The sequence below is a fragment of the Trichocoleus sp. DQ-U1 genome (assembly GCF_039961925.1).
Classification (GTDB): Bacteria; Cyanobacteriota; Cyanobacteriia; order Cyanobacteriales; family FACHB-T130; genus FACHB-T130.
This window is the reverse complement of record NZ_JAMPKB010000038.1, coordinates 1-16,058: the sequence shown is the minus strand read 5'-3', so window position 1 is coordinate 16,058 and position 16,058 is coordinate 1. Positions and strand designations below refer to the sequence as shown.

Annotated in this window: 16 protein-coding genes; 9 read left to right on the top strand and 7 right to left on the bottom strand. The window is 46.0% G+C overall.

Annotated features, from left to right (window positions below; all coding sequences use genetic code 11):
* Positions 1-169: 169 nt before the first annotated feature.
* Complete coding sequence (locus NDI34_RS16740) at positions 170-1,255, bottom strand: AI-2E family transporter (protein WP_348233230.1); 1,086 nt, start codon at positions 1,253-1,255, stop codon at positions 170-172.
* A gap of 199 nt (positions 1,256-1,454) precedes the next feature.
* Here NDI34_RS16740 and pdxH point away from each other — a divergent pair, with 199 nt between their 5' ends.
* From pdxH to NDI34_RS16725, 3 genes are all read left to right on the top strand, one after another.
* Entirely contained in the window at positions 1,455-2,099 is a 645-nt protein-coding gene (gene pdxH, locus NDI34_RS16735) for a pyridoxamine 5'-phosphate oxidase (protein ID WP_190413088.1), read from the top strand.
* Between the two features lie 391 nt (positions 2,100-2,490).
* A complete protein-coding gene (locus NDI34_RS16730; protein WP_190413087.1) occupies positions 2,491-2,991 on the top strand; it encodes a hypothetical protein in 501 nt (166 codons plus the stop codon).
* Between the two features lie 148 nt (positions 2,992-3,139).
* Complete coding sequence (locus NDI34_RS16725; RefSeq protein WP_190683827.1) at positions 3,140-3,604, top strand: translation initiation factor; 465 nt, start codon at positions 3,140-3,142, stop codon at positions 3,602-3,604.
* A 126-nt stretch (positions 3,605-3,730) separates the two neighbouring features.
* Here the strand turns inward: NDI34_RS16725 and NDI34_RS16720 are convergent, their stop codons facing one another.
* Positions 3,731-4,390, bottom strand: a complete 660-nt coding sequence (locus NDI34_RS16720; protein ID WP_190413085.1) for an HAD family hydrolase — start codon at positions 4,388-4,390, stop codon at positions 3,731-3,733.
* Positions 4,391-4,513: 123 nt separating this feature from the next.
* The gene (locus tag NDI34_RS16715) at positions 4,514-6,532 is read right to left on the bottom strand and encodes a hypothetical protein (protein ID WP_348233248.1); all 2,019 of its coding nucleotides are present in this window, start codon (positions 6,530-6,532) and stop codon (positions 4,514-4,516) included.
* Positions 6,533-7,020: 488 nt separating this feature from the next.
* Between NDI34_RS16715 and NDI34_RS16710 the strand changes: the two genes are divergently transcribed.
* Complete coding sequence (locus tag NDI34_RS16710; protein ID WP_348233229.1) at positions 7,021-7,764, top strand: DUF2993 domain-containing protein; 744 nt, start codon at positions 7,021-7,023, stop codon at positions 7,762-7,764.
* 579 nt (positions 7,765-8,343) lie between these two features.
* A complete protein-coding gene (locus tag NDI34_RS16705) occupies positions 8,344-9,654 on the top strand; it encodes a nucleotide disphospho-sugar-binding domain-containing protein (protein WP_348233228.1) in 1,311 nt (436 codons plus the stop codon).
* A 173-nt stretch (positions 9,655-9,827) separates the two neighbouring features.
* Here NDI34_RS16705 and NDI34_RS16700 read toward each other — a convergent pair whose 3' ends face one another.
* A complete protein-coding gene (locus tag NDI34_RS16700) occupies positions 9,828-10,022 on the bottom strand; it encodes a hypothetical protein (RefSeq protein ID WP_190438634.1) in 195 nt (64 codons plus the stop codon).
* A gap of 564 nt (positions 10,023-10,586) precedes the next feature.
* Between NDI34_RS16700 and NDI34_RS16695 the strand changes: the two genes are divergently transcribed.
* Entirely contained in the window at positions 10,587-10,931 is a 345-nt protein-coding gene (locus NDI34_RS16695) for a helix-turn-helix transcriptional regulator (RefSeq protein WP_190987210.1), read from the top strand.
* 75 nt (positions 10,932-11,006) lie between these two features.
* Here NDI34_RS16695 and NDI34_RS16690 read toward each other — a convergent pair whose 3' ends face one another.
* The gene (locus NDI34_RS16690) at positions 11,007-11,150 is read right to left on the bottom strand and encodes a hypothetical protein (protein WP_190987211.1); all 144 of its coding nucleotides are present in this window, start codon (positions 11,148-11,150) and stop codon (positions 11,007-11,009) included.
* A gap of 95 nt (positions 11,151-11,245) precedes the next feature.
* Between NDI34_RS16690 and NDI34_RS16685 the strand changes: the two genes are divergently transcribed.
* Genes NDI34_RS16685 through NDI34_RS16675 form a run of 3 tightly spaced genes read left to right on the top strand, consistent with a single transcriptional unit; the run spans position 11,246 to position 13,422 of the window.
* The gene (locus NDI34_RS16685; protein WP_190987212.1) at positions 11,246-12,049 is read left to right on the top strand and encodes a hypothetical protein; all 804 of its coding nucleotides are present in this window, start codon (positions 11,246-11,248) and stop codon (positions 12,047-12,049) included.
* Positions 12,050-12,054: 5 nt separating this feature from the next.
* On the top strand, positions 12,055-13,269 hold the full coding sequence (locus NDI34_RS16680; protein WP_190987213.1) for a DNA methyltransferase: 1,215 nt from the start codon (positions 12,055-12,057) through the stop codon (positions 13,267-13,269).
* A 9-nt stretch (positions 13,270-13,278) separates the two neighbouring features.
* Entirely contained in the window at positions 13,279-13,422 is a 144-nt protein-coding gene (locus tag NDI34_RS16675) for a hypothetical protein (RefSeq protein WP_190987214.1), read from the top strand.
* Here the strand turns inward: NDI34_RS16675 and NDI34_RS16670 are convergent.
* Together NDI34_RS16670 and NDI34_RS16665 are read right to left on the bottom strand one after the other, a co-directional pair.
* Positions 13,419-13,625, bottom strand: a complete 207-nt coding sequence (locus NDI34_RS16670) for a hypothetical protein (RefSeq protein ID WP_190413078.1) — start codon at positions 13,623-13,625, stop codon at positions 13,419-13,421. The two genes, NDI34_RS16675 and NDI34_RS16670, sit on opposite strands and share 4 nt — an antisense overlap.
* Positions 13,626-13,816: 191 nt before the next feature.
* Positions 13,817-15,547, bottom strand: coding sequence for an ATP-binding protein (locus NDI34_RS16665; protein WP_348233227.1), 1,731 nt, complete (start codon positions 15,545-15,547; stop codon positions 13,817-13,819).
* Positions 15,548-16,058: the final 511 nt, after the last annotated feature.

Here is a 16,058-nt window from a genome sequence, read left to right as displayed (position 1 = left end):
TGACAAGTAGAAGCCGATTTCTCCTCATCGAACAACAATAAAAGTTTTGGAATGGCACACACCAACCAATATTGGGGATCGTGCAGAATCTTTTTTGAGTTGCCAAGCGCATCTTTGCTTGGTTTGTAGTGCTGATAGCTTTTAGGGCGGTATTTATTCTGATAATCCTTCAGATGTCATTAGGGTTTCGGGAAACCGTCTCTGTCGTCACAACTGAAGGCTGACGCAAAAGGCGGAGGGTATCGATAGTGTCCTTAATCGTACCCGCGAGGGGCACGGACACGAGAACTCCCAACAGTCCCGCTATCTGACCTCCGATCAATAAAGCGATAAAGATCCAGATTGGATTAAGTCCGGTGAAATCGCCCATTAACTTAGGAGCAAGGACGTTATCTTTGATCTGCTGCATGAAAATCGATGCGATCGCGACCCAAACGGCTAACCAAAAATCTTGCAGCATCACCAAAAGCGTCACCATCCCAATCCCCAAGGTGGCACCGATAAAGGGAATGAGTTCGGCAACCCCAATTAACAAACCAAACAAGAGCGCAAACGGCAGGTTCAGAGTCAAAAAGATTGGCGTCAGCGTTGCCATCATAAACAGTCCTAGGAGGACTTGCGTAATGAAAAAATTCTGAAAGTTTAGCCGCAGGGATTCGCTCAACGGCAGACCAATCTGAGACGGAAGGAGATTAAACAAACCCTTCCACAAGCGATCGCCATACAGCAACATATAAAACGCCAGCACCACCACAAACACGACATCGATTAATCCGGTCAACGTCCCTAGCGCCACGCCAAACGCCTGACTTGCTAGAGCCTGCGCTTGGTTTTCGATCCGAAAACTGACGCGACGGCTAAATCCTTTAAGATCCAAAGGCAAACGACGAGTTTTTGTCCAGGCGTCCAACTGATCTAAATTTTGATTGCTTGTCTCTAACCAATCTGGAATATTTTTGAACAGTTGAGTCGTTTGATCTACCAATATCGGGACGAGAGTCACGCCCAAAATGACAAGCACCGCTAAAGTCACCACCAAAACGATAATTACCGCCTGTGTCCGCTTGAAGCGAATCCGCTCTAACACCCGCACCGGGTAATTGAGTAAAAAAGCCAGAATTGCCGAAATGGTGAGGATGGTAATTAAATGCTCAAAATAGCGAAATATCTGGGACAGAACCCAGATATTTAAAGCCACAATCGGGCCGGTCAAACCGAGAATCAGCAGGCGTTGAAGATTGGCTGAACGGCGCATCGCACTCACAACCTGTAGCAGTGGCTCCCTGGGTACTCGTAGAACGACTGGCTAGACTTTACACTCTAACCCATAGCCAGTCTAAAGTCTAAAGTCTATGAATATAGCCGCAAGCGATAAATTTTTTTGTAGGATGTATGAAAACTGGGGTCAAGCAAGACTTTAAAATACTTAAATTAGGGATTGAAAAAATATAAAGATGGATACAAGCGTAGCCGATCTGCGTAAAAATTACACCCGATTTGGACTGAGCAAAGCGGATAGCGACCCCAATCCCTTTCAACAATTTAAAACTTGGTTTGACCAAGCACGGGCAGCTGAGCTTCTCGAACCCAATGCCATGACTGTTGCGACTGTTGGGGCTGATGGCAAACCTAGCGCCAGAATGGTTCTACTCAAAGACTTCGACGAACAAGGCTTCGTATTCTACACGAACTACGAAAGTCAAAAAGCACAACAACTCCTCGTCAATCCGTGGGCGTCCTTAGTCTTCTGGTGGGCGGAACTGGAACGCCAAGTGCGGATTGAGGGGCAAGTGGAGAAGGTTTCAGATGCTGAATCAGAAGCTTATTTTCACAGCCGTCCGCTCTTAAGCCAATTGGGGGCTTGGGCTTCGCGGCAAAGCCAAGTCATTGAAAACCGCGAGGTACTTGAGCAACGCTTACAGGAACTCAAAGAGCAATATGAAAATCGGGAAATTCCTCGACCGCCCCATTGGGGAGGCTTTCGAGTCATTCCTACAACAATTGAGTTTTGGCAGGGGCGTCCGAGTCGGCTGCACGATCGCTTGCACTATCGACGAGGTGATGATGGCAACTGGGTAATTGAGCGATTATCACCTTAAGAAAGAATACTTTTAGAAAGCCCATAAAAAGAGGCAAACCCTATCTTTATAAGCAATGCTTATAAGCAATACGTAGGGTTAATTTTTGTGTATTTCTCCTTTCTTCCGAAGCTGACCGAGTTGGTAAATGGCTGTCGGGTCTATTCCTCTTGGATGAAGCCTTTACTCAAAATTCTATCCAGAGCTGTAGGGAATTATTCTTAACTTGCCTCATGATTGGGTGGAAACAAAAACACTGACTTGTGCTGTTGTCGGTCAGCGGTAAATACTCAATTTCTAAACTTGTTGTTGGAAATTTATTGAAGAAAAAAGTGTTTTTGGAATAGTGCAAGTTTTCCTCATGAGTGCGTCATAACAAGACATCCTGTAACGGAGGGAGAACAGGAAATTGATGAATACAATAGCCCCACAGCGTCAAAGATTTTTACGCCCAATGGCGCTGCTGCTTTCAGCGTTACTAATGGTTCCGTTTTTAAATGCTTGCGGTGAGTCGCAGACTAACACTCCACCGCCACCTGTTGACGATACGCGGGGTGGAACAGTGACAAATCCTCCCCCCACCAACCAACCCCAAGCCAAGAAAGGATTATCAACGGGTCAGAAAGTGGCAATCACTTTGGCGGGAGCGGCGGCACTTTACTATCTTTACAACAAGAATAAGAACAAGCAACAGCAGGGGGCGCAGGGGAAATACTACCTTTCTAAGAACGGTCGTGTCTACTACCGGGATGCCCAAAATCGGCCTCACTGGGTAACGCCGCCACCCGGAGGAATTCAAGTTTCGGAAGAGGAGGCACGGCAGTATCGTGACTTCCAGGGCTATAACAACAGACCCACAGGGCGCGACCTGAGAGGATTGGCTGAAGCGAATGCCCCGATTCCTGCACAGTAAGCGCACAGTAAGCGCTGCTATCTCTGGGTTGCAGATATGCGATCGCCCGACCAGCCATAAAAACGCCAAGATCCACAACGGCAATGAGGAATCAATCTGTACCCTCTACATAGCCGTTTCACATAGCAATTGAAAAAGGAGACAAATCATGGTAGATGGGTTTATCAGAAAGATGCAGGATGCCTTGCTTGGTAACGACCAAGACGCGACCAACTACGACGATCGGGAAGTCCGCCCCGCGAGTGAAGATCCCTTTGGCGATCCAGGAAATTATGGGCAGTATGGCGATGTCCGCCCCGCGAGTGAAGATCCCTTTGGCGATCCTGGCTACCAAGGGCAGTTTGGTGATGTCCGTCCCGCTAGCGAAGATCCCTACGGCGATCCAGGAAATTATGGGCAGTTTGGCGATGTTCGTCCCGCCAGCGAAGATCCCTACGGCGATCCGGCAGACTACCAAGGGCAGTTCGGACAAGGGCAGTTTGGAGATGTCCGTCCTGCAAGCGAAGATCCCTACGGCGATCCAGCAGATTACCAAGGGCAGTTCGGAGATGTTCGTCCCGCAAGCGAAGATCCTTACGGCGATCCGGCAGACCAGGAAAGTAGCGGCTGGTAAGCTAAAGCTGTTAGCAACTAGAAGTTGCACACAATCGTAAAAAAGCAAGTAAAAAGGCAGTAACGGAATTCGTTACTGCCTTTTCACTAAATGTAGGGAGTTGAAAAAAAACAGACCTTACCGTGTTTAGATCAAGGGAGAATTGTCATAATTGGCTAATAGATCGGCGGGGTGATCGTAGATAGCGATCGCACCCTTGAGTTGATTATCGTCAAAGCCACCAGAACGCACCGCAATTACACCCACACCAGCTTTATTTGCAGATTCAATATCGTAGGGAGTATCGGCAATCATCACTACTTGATTGGGTTCCATTTGCATCTTCTTCAATGCTGCTTCCACGATGTCTGGTGCTGGTTTAGAGGCATCGGCATCGCTAGAAGTTGTCGCTTCATCCAGTAGATCGTCAACTTGTGCGGCTTTCAGCAACGGGGAGAGTTCTTGACTTGATGCAGAGGTAGCGATAATCAGCTTTAATCCAGCCTCCTGCATTTTCAAGATCAGGTCTCTTGCGCCGTCTGTAGGAGACAGTGTTGGTGCAAAGCGGTTGACCATTAGTTCTCGACGCTTCTGAGAAACGGCTTTCCCATCTCCGTCTTCGTCATTTAATTCCGGCACCATTGCTGGGATGACGTGATCGCCACCCATCCCAATCAGCGGTCGAACTTTATCGAAGGGTACCTCATAACCATACGTTGCAAATCCCTCAACCCAAGCTTGGGCATGGGCATCATTGCTCAGAACCAGGGTACCATCGATATCTAAAATTACGCCTTGCACTGTCATGGTTGTATTACCTTTGGATTTTGGTTGTATTTGTCCCCCTTTTTAAAGCGGGATTTTCTCTGCTTTGATTCCTGTTTCGATCCCTTCAACCCCCTGCATCGGGGCGAAGAAAAAACGCGATCGCTAATTTGAGGCTACCGCTGGCAGCACTTCCGGGTCATCATCCAACGAGAGGAGGAATTGAATGATATCGGTCTGATCTTGGGAAGTGAAACCTGCCTCGGTGTCTACCCAATAAGCGTGTCCGCTGCCGTCTACATTCGACTGTTGTAAGTCAGAATTCGCTCGGTTAGCGGCTACCGTTGTTTCGCGCAGGTTGCGATCCAGCAGCACTCGCAAACTTGCGCTGGGATCGGGCTGGATATTGTTAAGCAACGTACCTGCCATGCCTAGTTGATTGGGATCGGCAACCCTAAAGCCGTCTTTATCTCGCTTCAGTGCTTCGGAACTAGCTGCCACACCGCCATCATGGAGATAAGGTGCGGTTACGGCAAGTCCAATTAAGCTAGGTACCTTGTAACCACCGGCTGGGTTGCTGATGGCAAAGGCTAATTCTAGCGATCGCTGTGGCGTGATATCAGTCGGCACTGACAGCACCGGCGGATCGGGCGGCAAGGGGACTGGGACGTTACTAGGATAAGTTTGGGGTTCTATCAAGATGCGGGCAAAGGGTGCTTGCGCCGGACCCCGTGAGGGCTGAGTTCCAATCTCATTTGCTGCAATTACTTCATGGTTGGTGAAGTAGCGTCCGCTATGACACTCAACGCAACCAGCTTTTGAGAAGATGGCTGCACCCCGCTTCAGGGTGTCTGTACTAGCAGTTTGAGCGGGTGGCGGTGCCAAGCTATTCTGAAATGCTGATATTCCGTTAAGTTGTTCGCCGACCGGGAATCTTGGTGAGTTTGCCATCAACCCATCCAAAATAAAAGGCGAACCTTTCGGGTATCCAGGCATCTTAATTACCTGGTTCATTCCCGGTTCCCCTGGTGTGGGATCGATTTTTTCAAAGAATTCTGATGGTTTTGCCCCTTCTGGCAACCGAAAAGCTTGATTGGCTGAATTTTGAAAAATAATTCCCAAATAAGTTTCTTTGTCAATATTTAGTAACGCTTGGCTGGAATCAGCCCCGGTTGTCGCGTCGGAATTGGTGCCGTGAACGTTGCTGTTGAGGGTAGTCAGTCCGTGAAACCAGCCAATGGCAGCGTTTCCACTCCAGCCGTAGGGCCAAGCTTTGTGGGTATAGGAGGAAGGATTTTGGGAGGGATTGTTGACCATGTTGCCGGTAGAATCAAAGTTCCCCGGAGGCCAACTGAGCAAATCGGCATCGACGGCATCTTCTACGGCTTTGGCATCTGGGAGACGGGCGATTTCCCCATCAGCGTTGATGTAAGTGCGATCGCCTAAGGGAAGTTTAGTGGGATTCACACCCGTCTGGCGAAACATGGCGGCGGAGTTCGTAGCCATTGCCAAGACTAAGCCGGGATCGACATCGTTGTTCGGCGCACCTTCGATAACGCGCCCACTTCTGCTATCGATTGCAGCATGACACAAGGCGCAAGTGATGCCGACTCGAACCTTCCCCTTCTCAATGCTGGTACGCATTCCCAGGGGCAGAATTGAACCAGCAGGCACGTCCATTCCGGTGTTCAGCAAGGTTCCGGCGGTAAAAGTTCTGCCGCCGATGGTGACATTTTTATCGATGGGAATCTGGAGGTTCGTGGTATGTTTTCCTCCCAGTCGCGCGATCGCTTTTGTCATCGTCACCAGGTTGATGGGTCCATTCAGCGCCCCGACAACATCGGTCTGAAAGACTTGATCTTTAAAAGTTTCTGAGTAAAAAGCTTTGCGTCCCAGGTTAATTAAGTCCTCTGTAACCTCAACCGCCCCATTTTCCGGTGAAAGTTGCTTGCGTCCTTCCTCAGTTTGCAGCAGACTTTGAGCTTCGTCTTTAGCGATCGCGTATCCCAACACATCATAGGAACCGATCTCCTGCGGTGCAGGCTTCGTAAGGGGTGTAAAGGTGTTGTAGAGGCTGGGTGTTGCGGGAATCGCTAGCTCAATTTGAAAAGCCAAAAAGCTGATGACAACGAGAACTAAAGCTAGCAGGAAAAATGGGCGCGGTACCTTCGGCAACACCTTCATCGAACGCACGATGCCTCGCAAATCTATCAATTACCTCCGCTACTTTAAAGGGACAAACGCCGTCTCTCGTCTGTCTGGAGGCTGAACCGACTGAGTGTATATTTTTACACTCAAGAAAGCAGAGGTTTTTCAACACAATTAGCACAATCGCGATCGCGTGTTGTTGATACAGTACATTCCCAGGATGATTTTGTCAGCAGTGGAAAGCCCCTCCTTGCCGCAGTTCGTGGGCTTTCCACTGCTGCTGTCACAATTTTTGACAGCGGCAGGAAGGTTACAAATAGACCTGATTCCTAAAATTTTACTGCTCCCGCAATCTACGATTAAATTGAATTTCTAAAAAGTCTCAATAACCCAATAATCACCACTTTAGCGGTTTATTCGCTATCTAAAACTGTAGTCCTAGCATTGCTTCTGCCATCAGGTAGATACACTCTTTTAAGCAAATTGCCTAGATTGAGCAGTGATAGGGCAATAGGAGAAGTAGCGTGACCCCAGATAAAGCTGGATTGGGAGAACAAACGCTTAACAAGCTAGCAGAAATGGCGCTGGCAAGCCAACTGGCAATAGTAGAAGAATTAAAAGTTCAGATCAAGACGGATCTAAGCAAACTTTCCCGTGGTGAAGTTGATTTTATCGCTATTAATATCAATGGTCTAATTATACAAAAGTTTTTGCCCTCGGAAGAATTACAAATAGAAATTAATCGGATTAGTGTCAAACCTCGTCTTGCCCTAATCGGCAAAATCAAATTAACCAAGCCTTCTCAAGGAACACTTCGCGTTGTTATCAGTGAAGAGAATCTTACCCATGCCTTCAATTCTGAATCTTTTCAGAAACATCTGCACCAAAGCAAAATTTTTATTGAGAATAGAAAACTATCAATTCATATCCAAAAAGTAAACTTTTCTCTACTAGCAGACGGCAATATAGCTTTGAAGTCCGAGCTAATTCTGGATAAAACTGGACAAGTTCAGCAACTTGCCTTCACAGCTACACCTCGTATCGGAGCTAATGGGCAAGAAATTGTCCTCCAAGATGTGAATTATTTAGAGGGAAAGGAACTCCCACCACAACTAACAGATGTTTTGGTCGCACAAGTGAGCGAAGTTTTAAGCCTGCGTGACTTTGACAAAAAAGGGATGTCACGGCAATTTCAGCAGATTGATGTAGTGGCAGGTAAGTTAACTTTGCAAGCCACCATTAATATTGAGCAGATTCCTTCCTCTTAAGCTGACATTACACAAGTTTGAGTAAATTTTTGTTTACAAATAATTTTAGTGTTTAAAGTTACAATTTAACTTAACAGGACTACCATTCTTTAGCTAGAAGTAGAAGTGAATTAGTAGCAGGTACTTTAGTTACTAACAGGCTAACAACCGATTATTTCTCTGAATTTTTTAATACCCGAAGCCAATAGGTCTATTTTATCCGGTTCTGCGCTCCTGTTATTGATTTTGGTTTAGAAGCTCCCAGTCTTATGATTTTAATCTCCTAAGTAGCATCATCAGTTAACCAACTGGTTGCTCTTGAGGCTTACTTATGTTGATTACTTTTTGTATTTTTCCCTGACTGGATAACGCTGACCTAAAACCAAAACCCTCAGTAGAGATACCAGGAAGTTGTCTTTGCTTACAAGGCTTAAAAAAAGTGCGTTCATACCGTGGGTTTCCTAAAAAAAAGCAGGATTGCTTGCTAATAAGTAAGATTACCTCCGCTTTATGAGGATAGGGTCTGAGCCTTATGCGTGGCGTGCTTGCAGGAGCTTTAAATAGACCGCTTCATTATTAAAACTCTATCTAAGCCGACCCATGACTCACTTTGGTGTAATTTGCCCGCCTTTTTCAGGTCATTTGAACCCCTTGGCAGCGTTGGGACGAGAATTGCAACAACGCGGTCATCGCGTCACTTTCCTGCAAATACCGGATCTAGAGGCATCTGTACGCTCAGAAGGGCTAAACTTTTATCCGATTGGGCAGGGGATTTATCGACCCGGATTTCTTGCGGAGTCCTTCGCGCAACTCGCTCAATTGAGCCGTCTAGAGTCACTCCGTTATTCAGTCACCTTGTGCCAACAGGTGAGTGAAATGTTCTGCCAAGATGCCCCCGATGCCATTCAAGCGGCGGGGATTGAAGCACTGCTGGTGGATCAGCTTGAACCAGCGGGTGAAGTTGTAGCTGAATCCCTCAATATCCCTTTTATTACTGTGTGCTGCGCCCAAGCTATCCGCCGACAGGCAGATGTTCCCCCCTTTTTTATGGGCTGGAGCTACCAGAATACCTGGTGGGCGCGTCTTCGCAATCTAGCTGCTTATTACCTATTAGATCGCAATAGCAAGCCGATTCAGAAAGCTCTAAATGAGTATCGCGCAGCGTGGAAGTTGCCCCTGAAACAAGGCTTCAGTCTCTCCTGTTCTCGACTTGCCCAAATCAGCCAACAGCCTGCTGCTTTTGATTTTCCCTGCGCCAACCTGCCAGAAAACTTCTATTACACTGGGCCATTCCGTAATGCGTCACCGCGAACAATTCCCTTTCCCCATGAACGGTTGACCGGACAGCCCCTAATTTACGCTTCGCTGGGGACTGTGCAGAGTACCAAACAGGAAATTTTCTCCTGCATTGCAGAAGCTTGCGTTGGACTGGATGTTCAACTGGTTCTCTCTTATGGAGGTGGGATGAATGTAGAAGCGGTTGAAAGGATGCCCGGTTCGCCGCTGGTTGTAGAGTATGCCCCTCAGATGGAATTGATTTCTAAAGCAAGGTTAACCATCACGCACGGGGGACTGAACACAGTACTCGATTCGCTCAGCCACGGGGTTCCTTTAGTTGCTATCCCCATCACCTATGAACAACCGGGGACTGGAGCGCGAATCCAATGGACAGGTACGGGTGAGGTGGTTCCTTCAGACGGTCTGAGCATTTCTAAGTTGCGAGGCGCGATTCAACGAGTGCTTACGGAGGATTCTTACTCAAATAATGCATTTCGGCTCCAACAGGCTATCCGTCAATCAGGCGGCGTGAAGCGAGCTGCTGATGTTGTTGAGCAGGCTGTAGGGTTCAAGCATCCAGCTCTGTCGAAATTAACGTCCAATGTATCTAGTGTATCTAGGAGTGTTGCGTGAACTCTATCAAGTGAATTATCAAGTGAATTGTCCGCCGCGACTCTGCTTCGGTGATGGTTGGCTAATCCTCTAATGAAAAAACAGGATAGAACGCCAGCGTTCTATCCTGTTAGCAAAATAAAACTCTATACATCAACTGAAGTGATGATGAGAGTTTTTTGAGGTGATTTTATTTAGGTCGTAACTTCGGCAGCTTTTGCTGCCACGTCGAAAACGATGTTGTAGCTTTCGGTTGAACCCAAGCGTTGGAGGACTCGCTGATGGGCTTCTGCGTCACAGCGGCGGCGAAAACGAGCAACAACCGAGGATTGCAACTTGGGTACGCGACGCATTAGGCACCAAGGGTGAAGCTGGTTAAAGTAGGTCATAAAATTTTCCCGATGATACCTAGGGTTTTTTGATGAATGTGCTTTGAAGGATGGCGATAAGGGTGTGGCGATCGCTATCGTTCTTTTGCGAGTGCAGTCCCCATCTATTGATAGGGTTGCGCTGAAATGCCAGCTAGTATTGGTGTTTTATCTGTAACCCAGACAGTCCAGATGGGCTATTTATGGAGGAAAGCAGGTGCGATCGCCCCTTTGGTTCAGTGCTGCTTTGATGGCAGCAATTCCCGGTGCTACTCGCAGTGCTTCTGTTGCTTTGGATTTGTTCATAGATATTTGATTGGGTAGATGGGTACAGGCGTGCGAGCCTTGTCGCTAGCACAAACAGCACTCATCCAGCTTAATTTCCGGCAGCTATGAGCAGGAAATACTACTTTGTTGGGGGATTACTGGAAGGTTAAAAATTGAACCCTCTTTATAGATTGTAACATAAAATGATTCAAGTTACTAACTTGAAACGAATAGTCGCAAAGTAGGGCATGATAGCTTAGTTTTAGGCACTAAAGGCGATTACTAGCGGTTTTACCTGTAATAAGGAAGAGAGAGTCGTTGAGACGAAGGTTTACGGATGAAGGGCTGCGGCAGATGGGCAACTTCTTACGAGCCTGTCGGGAAGCGAAAGGCTTGAGTGTCCACAAGTTGAGCGAACACACGAAGGAGTATGAGGCTCGCTTCTATGAAGGGTTGGGAGAGCCATTGCCTAAAGTTCTTGGGGTGAGCATTGCAGCCATTTCAAGAATTGAGAATGGAAACTTAAATAAACCAGCACCTGATATTTTGTGGATACTCTTAGATGTTCTCAAACCCGAACACCCGACTGAGAATCGTATTCTGACGCTGGAAGATTTGCTGCTGATTGGTACGGAAGCTTGGAACCCAAACATCGGAGACTGAACGTGTCAGTTACTTCTTCGCTCTGGGCTAGTTTTAACCAGAAAGCGAAAGTGAACAAGAGTTTGGGCGATTTGCCTAACTTGTTGATAAGGTAGCGATCTCACTCAGAAGAAAATTAGGCGATCGCCTTTTAGTGGTGAAGGGGAGAATGCGATCGCTTCCTGACCGATGCAATAAAAAAGGGCGCGATCGCAACTGGTGGTATAGATAAAGTTTCATGGCATAATCACTACACGTTGTTGAGAAACAAGGAATTTGGAAGTTGAAAGGCCGAATTGTATAGCTACTAAAAACAGAGCTAGGGACACAAATATATGACCTCTGTTTCAGAGCAAGCGCAAGACGAAGAGTACATCAAAATTGTTATAGATCCAATTTCTGCTTGTAAAAATTACATACCAAAATTTGGAGGTAGTGCAGGACTAACATTATCTGAATTTCAAAGCTTATACCAAGCTGATCCCTTCTACTCATGGTTAGGCTTAGATTCTCCTCTAATGTTCACTGCTCATAAAGCCGCTGGTGGCATGACATCAGTGTACCGACAAGTTGGGATAGGTTGTCAAAGACTGATTCAACGCATTATTATGGATAGCCTTAATCTGACAGCAGAGCAATCAATCTGGTCTTATGAAATTAAAAAAATAGAGGGGAAGACACAAACTTTATCTCTCGACTGCTGCATCCCAATAGCTGAAACGAAACTTGACCGCCGTCCAATAGTTACTAACTGGGTTCAAAATGCCTGTAGAGCAGTCAACATATCAGAAGATATGATACCAGTTTTCAAAGGAGCTGTTTTTGAAATCCGACAAGGGTATAAAAGTAAAGACTCAAAGCGCCAGAATGCTGATATTGCAAATGCAGCAGCAGCTTACTCTGAAGGATATTTGCCAGTAATATTACTTTTTTCAAACCAGATAGATAGTAGCGTTGCCGATCGTTATATTAAATCACGCTGGTTAATACTTCGAGGTACAACTAATGGTTCAACAACTAGCTCTACATACGAGTTTTGTCGCCAAGTGCTAGGTTACGACTTAGCAAATTTCTTCCAACGCCATTCCGCTAGGTTGAAGCAAGAGGTAGAATCAGTTCTAACCGCTTTATTGCAATAAACTGAATGATTTCTCAAAGGGCTGATTTGACTTTCAAAGACAATCTTAAGCAAGGGCGACACGGTTGGATACGTTTGACTCCAGCCTATTCAGTCAAGGTAGTTCAAAATGTCCTCGAATATGTTGGAAAACCACAACTTGTCCTCGATCCTTTTTCTGGTAGTGGAACAACAGGGTTAGTCTGTGCTGAGAGGGGAGTTAATTGCAATCTGATAGAAATTAACCCATTTTTAGCTTGGCTATCACAATCAAAAGTACATCATTACAGTCCATGTGAATTAAACGCAGCTATTGAAATAGCTGGTGCTGTAGCGGAACAAGCATCCCAAAATGAGCAATTTGATAATCTCTGGATTCCACCGCTTAATTACATTGAACGTTGGTGGTCGCCAGAAAGGTTAAAGATACTAGCAAGTCTTTTTCAGGCGATACAAAGCCAGAGGAAGAATGGAAAAGATAGTTTGGCTTTAAATCTAGCGCTTATTGCTTTTTGTAGAACAACAATAGAGTGGTCGAACGCTGCTTTTAATCATCAATCTATGTCTTTCAAAAAAGAAAAAATAAGCTTTAATAAATTAAATGAAAAACACTTAATTATTAATGATTTTGTAAGCTACTGTGAGCAGACTATTAATTCTGCAAAGCAACATCTTTTAGGAAGTGTTTCTGTACAAAATAGTGACTCTCGTTACATTCACATAAACGATTGTAGGAAGTATGATTGCGTAATTACCTCACCTCCCTATCCAAACCGGATGAGTTATATACGTGAAGTAAGACCTTATATGTATTGGCTAGGTTTCCTTAATAATGCGCGTGAGGCAGGCGATTTAGATTGGCAAGCAATTGGCGGAACTTGGGGAATAGCAACTAGCCGTTTAGCCCAATGGGAACCTGGAAATACACAAATTAAAAATGAAAACTTCAAAGGTATAATTCAAGAGATTAATAAGCAAAGCCCTATCCTGGCAAACTACGTTCATAAATATTTTGTCGATATAGTAACCCACATAGATAGCCTAAGCTATGTTCTTGTTAAAGGGGCAAAAATTTTCTATATTGTTGGCAATTCTAAGTTTTACGATACACTTGTTCCAGTAGAAGAGATTTATATGAGCATAATGAGGCAATGCGGTTTTAAAAACGTGCAAAGTGAAGTAATAAGAAAAAGAAATTCAAAAAAAGAATTATATGAATTTTTAGTGACAGCAGAATGGTAAGTTTGAAGAGTGCAAGTCGTTAATACTGGGAGCGATCGCATCCTCTGCAAAAATCTAAATCTGCCAAAATTGGCAGGATGCGATCGCATCCTTTTAGATGCAATAAAAAAGGGCGCGATCGCACCCACGAAAACAATTATTAAAAAACTTTAGAATCTTGAGCCGCAGATAGATTCCACAACCGCTACAGGCTCATTTCGATGTTGCTCTCGGCAAATTAAATTCTTAGCCAAACGTTGCTCAGCATAGGCTCGGTGAGTAAACCAGCCGATCGGCGTACCAGCGATCGCGCCGATCAGCAGACCCGTTAGCAGACTATAAACCAGATGCTTTCGAGTAATCCTATTCTCTTTCATTTAAAAGTTTCTCCTAATGGCTGAACCATTTTAAAGAAAGCAAAATTTAGGATAAATTTACGTCCCTCTCCTTGCTTATATCCGAAGTCGCATCCGTGATGGTATACCGTCTTTGCTCCTATCCCATACCATACGCTTACGCTCGGTTTTGGGGTTTTGGGTATTTAAAAATTTTGTTGCTAGCGATGAAATTAGACATTTCCAGTCCGTCCGACAAGGGACGCGACGACCGCAATTAACTCAGTGGGATCAATTGGTTTAGCGACATGAGATTGAAAACCTGCCGAAAGGGCTGCTTTTTGGTCGTCTACTCTGACATAAGCCGTCAACGCCACAGATGGAATTTGTCCTTTTTCCGCCTCTAGCGCCCTCACCCGGCGAATTAGACTGTAGCCGTCCTCATTTGGCATTCCAATGTCACTGATGAGTAAATCTGGCTTTGACTGTTGGATAGTTGCGATCGCTTCCTCGGCTGAGGCGGCAGCGATCGCTTCTGCTCCATACTGTTCTAGAATGCTCTTCAGCAACTCACGGGCATCAGCTTCATCATCAACAACAAGGATCTGCAAGCCATCAAGAGGGCTTTCCCAAAGGGTGGAACGAGGACTTTCTTGAGGATTGAGCGCTGAAGATTGAGAACTGCATAAAGATTCCTCTTCCTCAGTCCTCTTTTTCACCCCAGCACTGTTGAGAAGCGGCAACTTCACGATAAATGTTGACCCTTGCCCCTCTCCGGGACTCTCAGCACGCACGGTTCCTCCGTGTAGTTCCACCAAGTGGCGGACAATTGCCAATCCCAGCCCTAATCCTGTATAAGACCTGGTGATAGAGTTATCAGCTTGGCGAAAGCGGTCAAACACGTAAGGCAGAAAGTCAGGACTGATGCCCTCACCCGTATCCCTAACTGAAATCTCGGCGTGGGAGCGATCGCCTTGAAGGTAAACTTCAACTCGTCCGCCTTCAGGCGTGAACTTAATCGCGTTGGTGAGCAGATTCCAGATTATTTGCTGCAAGCGGTCTGGATCTCCTGAAATTAAACCCACAAAAGTATCCACCAACAGATGAACTTGAATGTTCTTTGCATCTGCTGCTGGACGTACCGTATTGATGGCTGACTCAATGACTGGAATCAGTTCCATTGAGCGAACTGTGAGGCGGAGTTGACCTCGAATAATCCGCGAAACATCCAGCAGATCCTCAATCAAACGTGCTTGCGCCTTGGCATTTCGCTCAATCGTTTCGATAGCACGAGCGGTCGTCGCCGCGTCAAATTTTCGGGTACGGAGAAGACTCGTCCACCCCAGCATCGCATTGAGGGGCGATCGCAGTTCGTGAGAAAGGGTCGCCAGGAACTCGTCTTTCATCCGGTTGGCTGATTCAGCCTGGGTACGTGCTTCTTGTGCGCGGGCAAGTAACCGAGTACGTTCCTCTTCAGCTTGCTTGCGATCCGTGAAGTCGCGCATGATTTTAGCCAACCCTTGCACCTGTCCGCTCTCATCGCGTAAAGACGTGACAATGCCACTGCCCCAGAAACGGCTGCCATCCTTCCGGACGTGCCAGCGTTCGTTCTCAGCCCGACCTTCCGTCAATGCCTTTACCCGTTCTTTCCTGTCTTCGCCGCGATCGCGATCTTCAGGTGTAAAAATTATGGAGCCAGATTTGCCCAAAATCTCTGCTTCCTGATAGCCTAAAATGCTTTCTGCCCCTGCTCCCCACTTAATAACACGTCCGTCGGGATCGAGGAAAAAAATTGCATAGTCTTTCATGTTTTCCAGCAACATCAGGAAGCGCTCTTCGTTTAACCGCAAAGCCTTCTCTGAGTGCTGATATTGATTTTCTCGTTTCTCTAACTCCGCAACTCGTTGGCGGAGTGCTACTAATTCAGCGATGAGTTCACTTTTAGTTTTATCTTCCTCTTTCATGGGGGGAGCATTACCATCGAGTCTCACTCTAGAGAAGGAGCTGGGATCGAGTTGTGGTCGATTTTTCAGAACTCTTTTCACAGTTGCAGCTAGTAAGGTTTTTCTTCACCTATCTTTAGGCTGAAATTTAAATTATTTAAGTCGTTGAATTAATTTTTAGGGATAGAGAGTCCCTTTCGAGGCAAAAAAAGCTGAGATTTGGTAATTTTTAATCCAGCAGAAAATGCCAAAATATCTAATCTAGAGATTCAGCTACATTTTTTTAATTAAACTAACGCGATGTGCAACTTTTCCGAATAAGAATTCCACGGAATTCTTTTAGGAAATCCCGCTTTCATCCACGCTTGTACTCGTATCAAGCGCTTATGGGACAACCTAGCAGCCGTAGGTTGGCTCTGTGTGAGAGAAAAAACAAAGCGAGCGTTTGCTGCATTTGGGTTACACGCACCTCAACCCAACCCATAGGGAATTTGTTAGTCAGCCGTTTCGTTTCACCTCTCTCCTCCAAAAG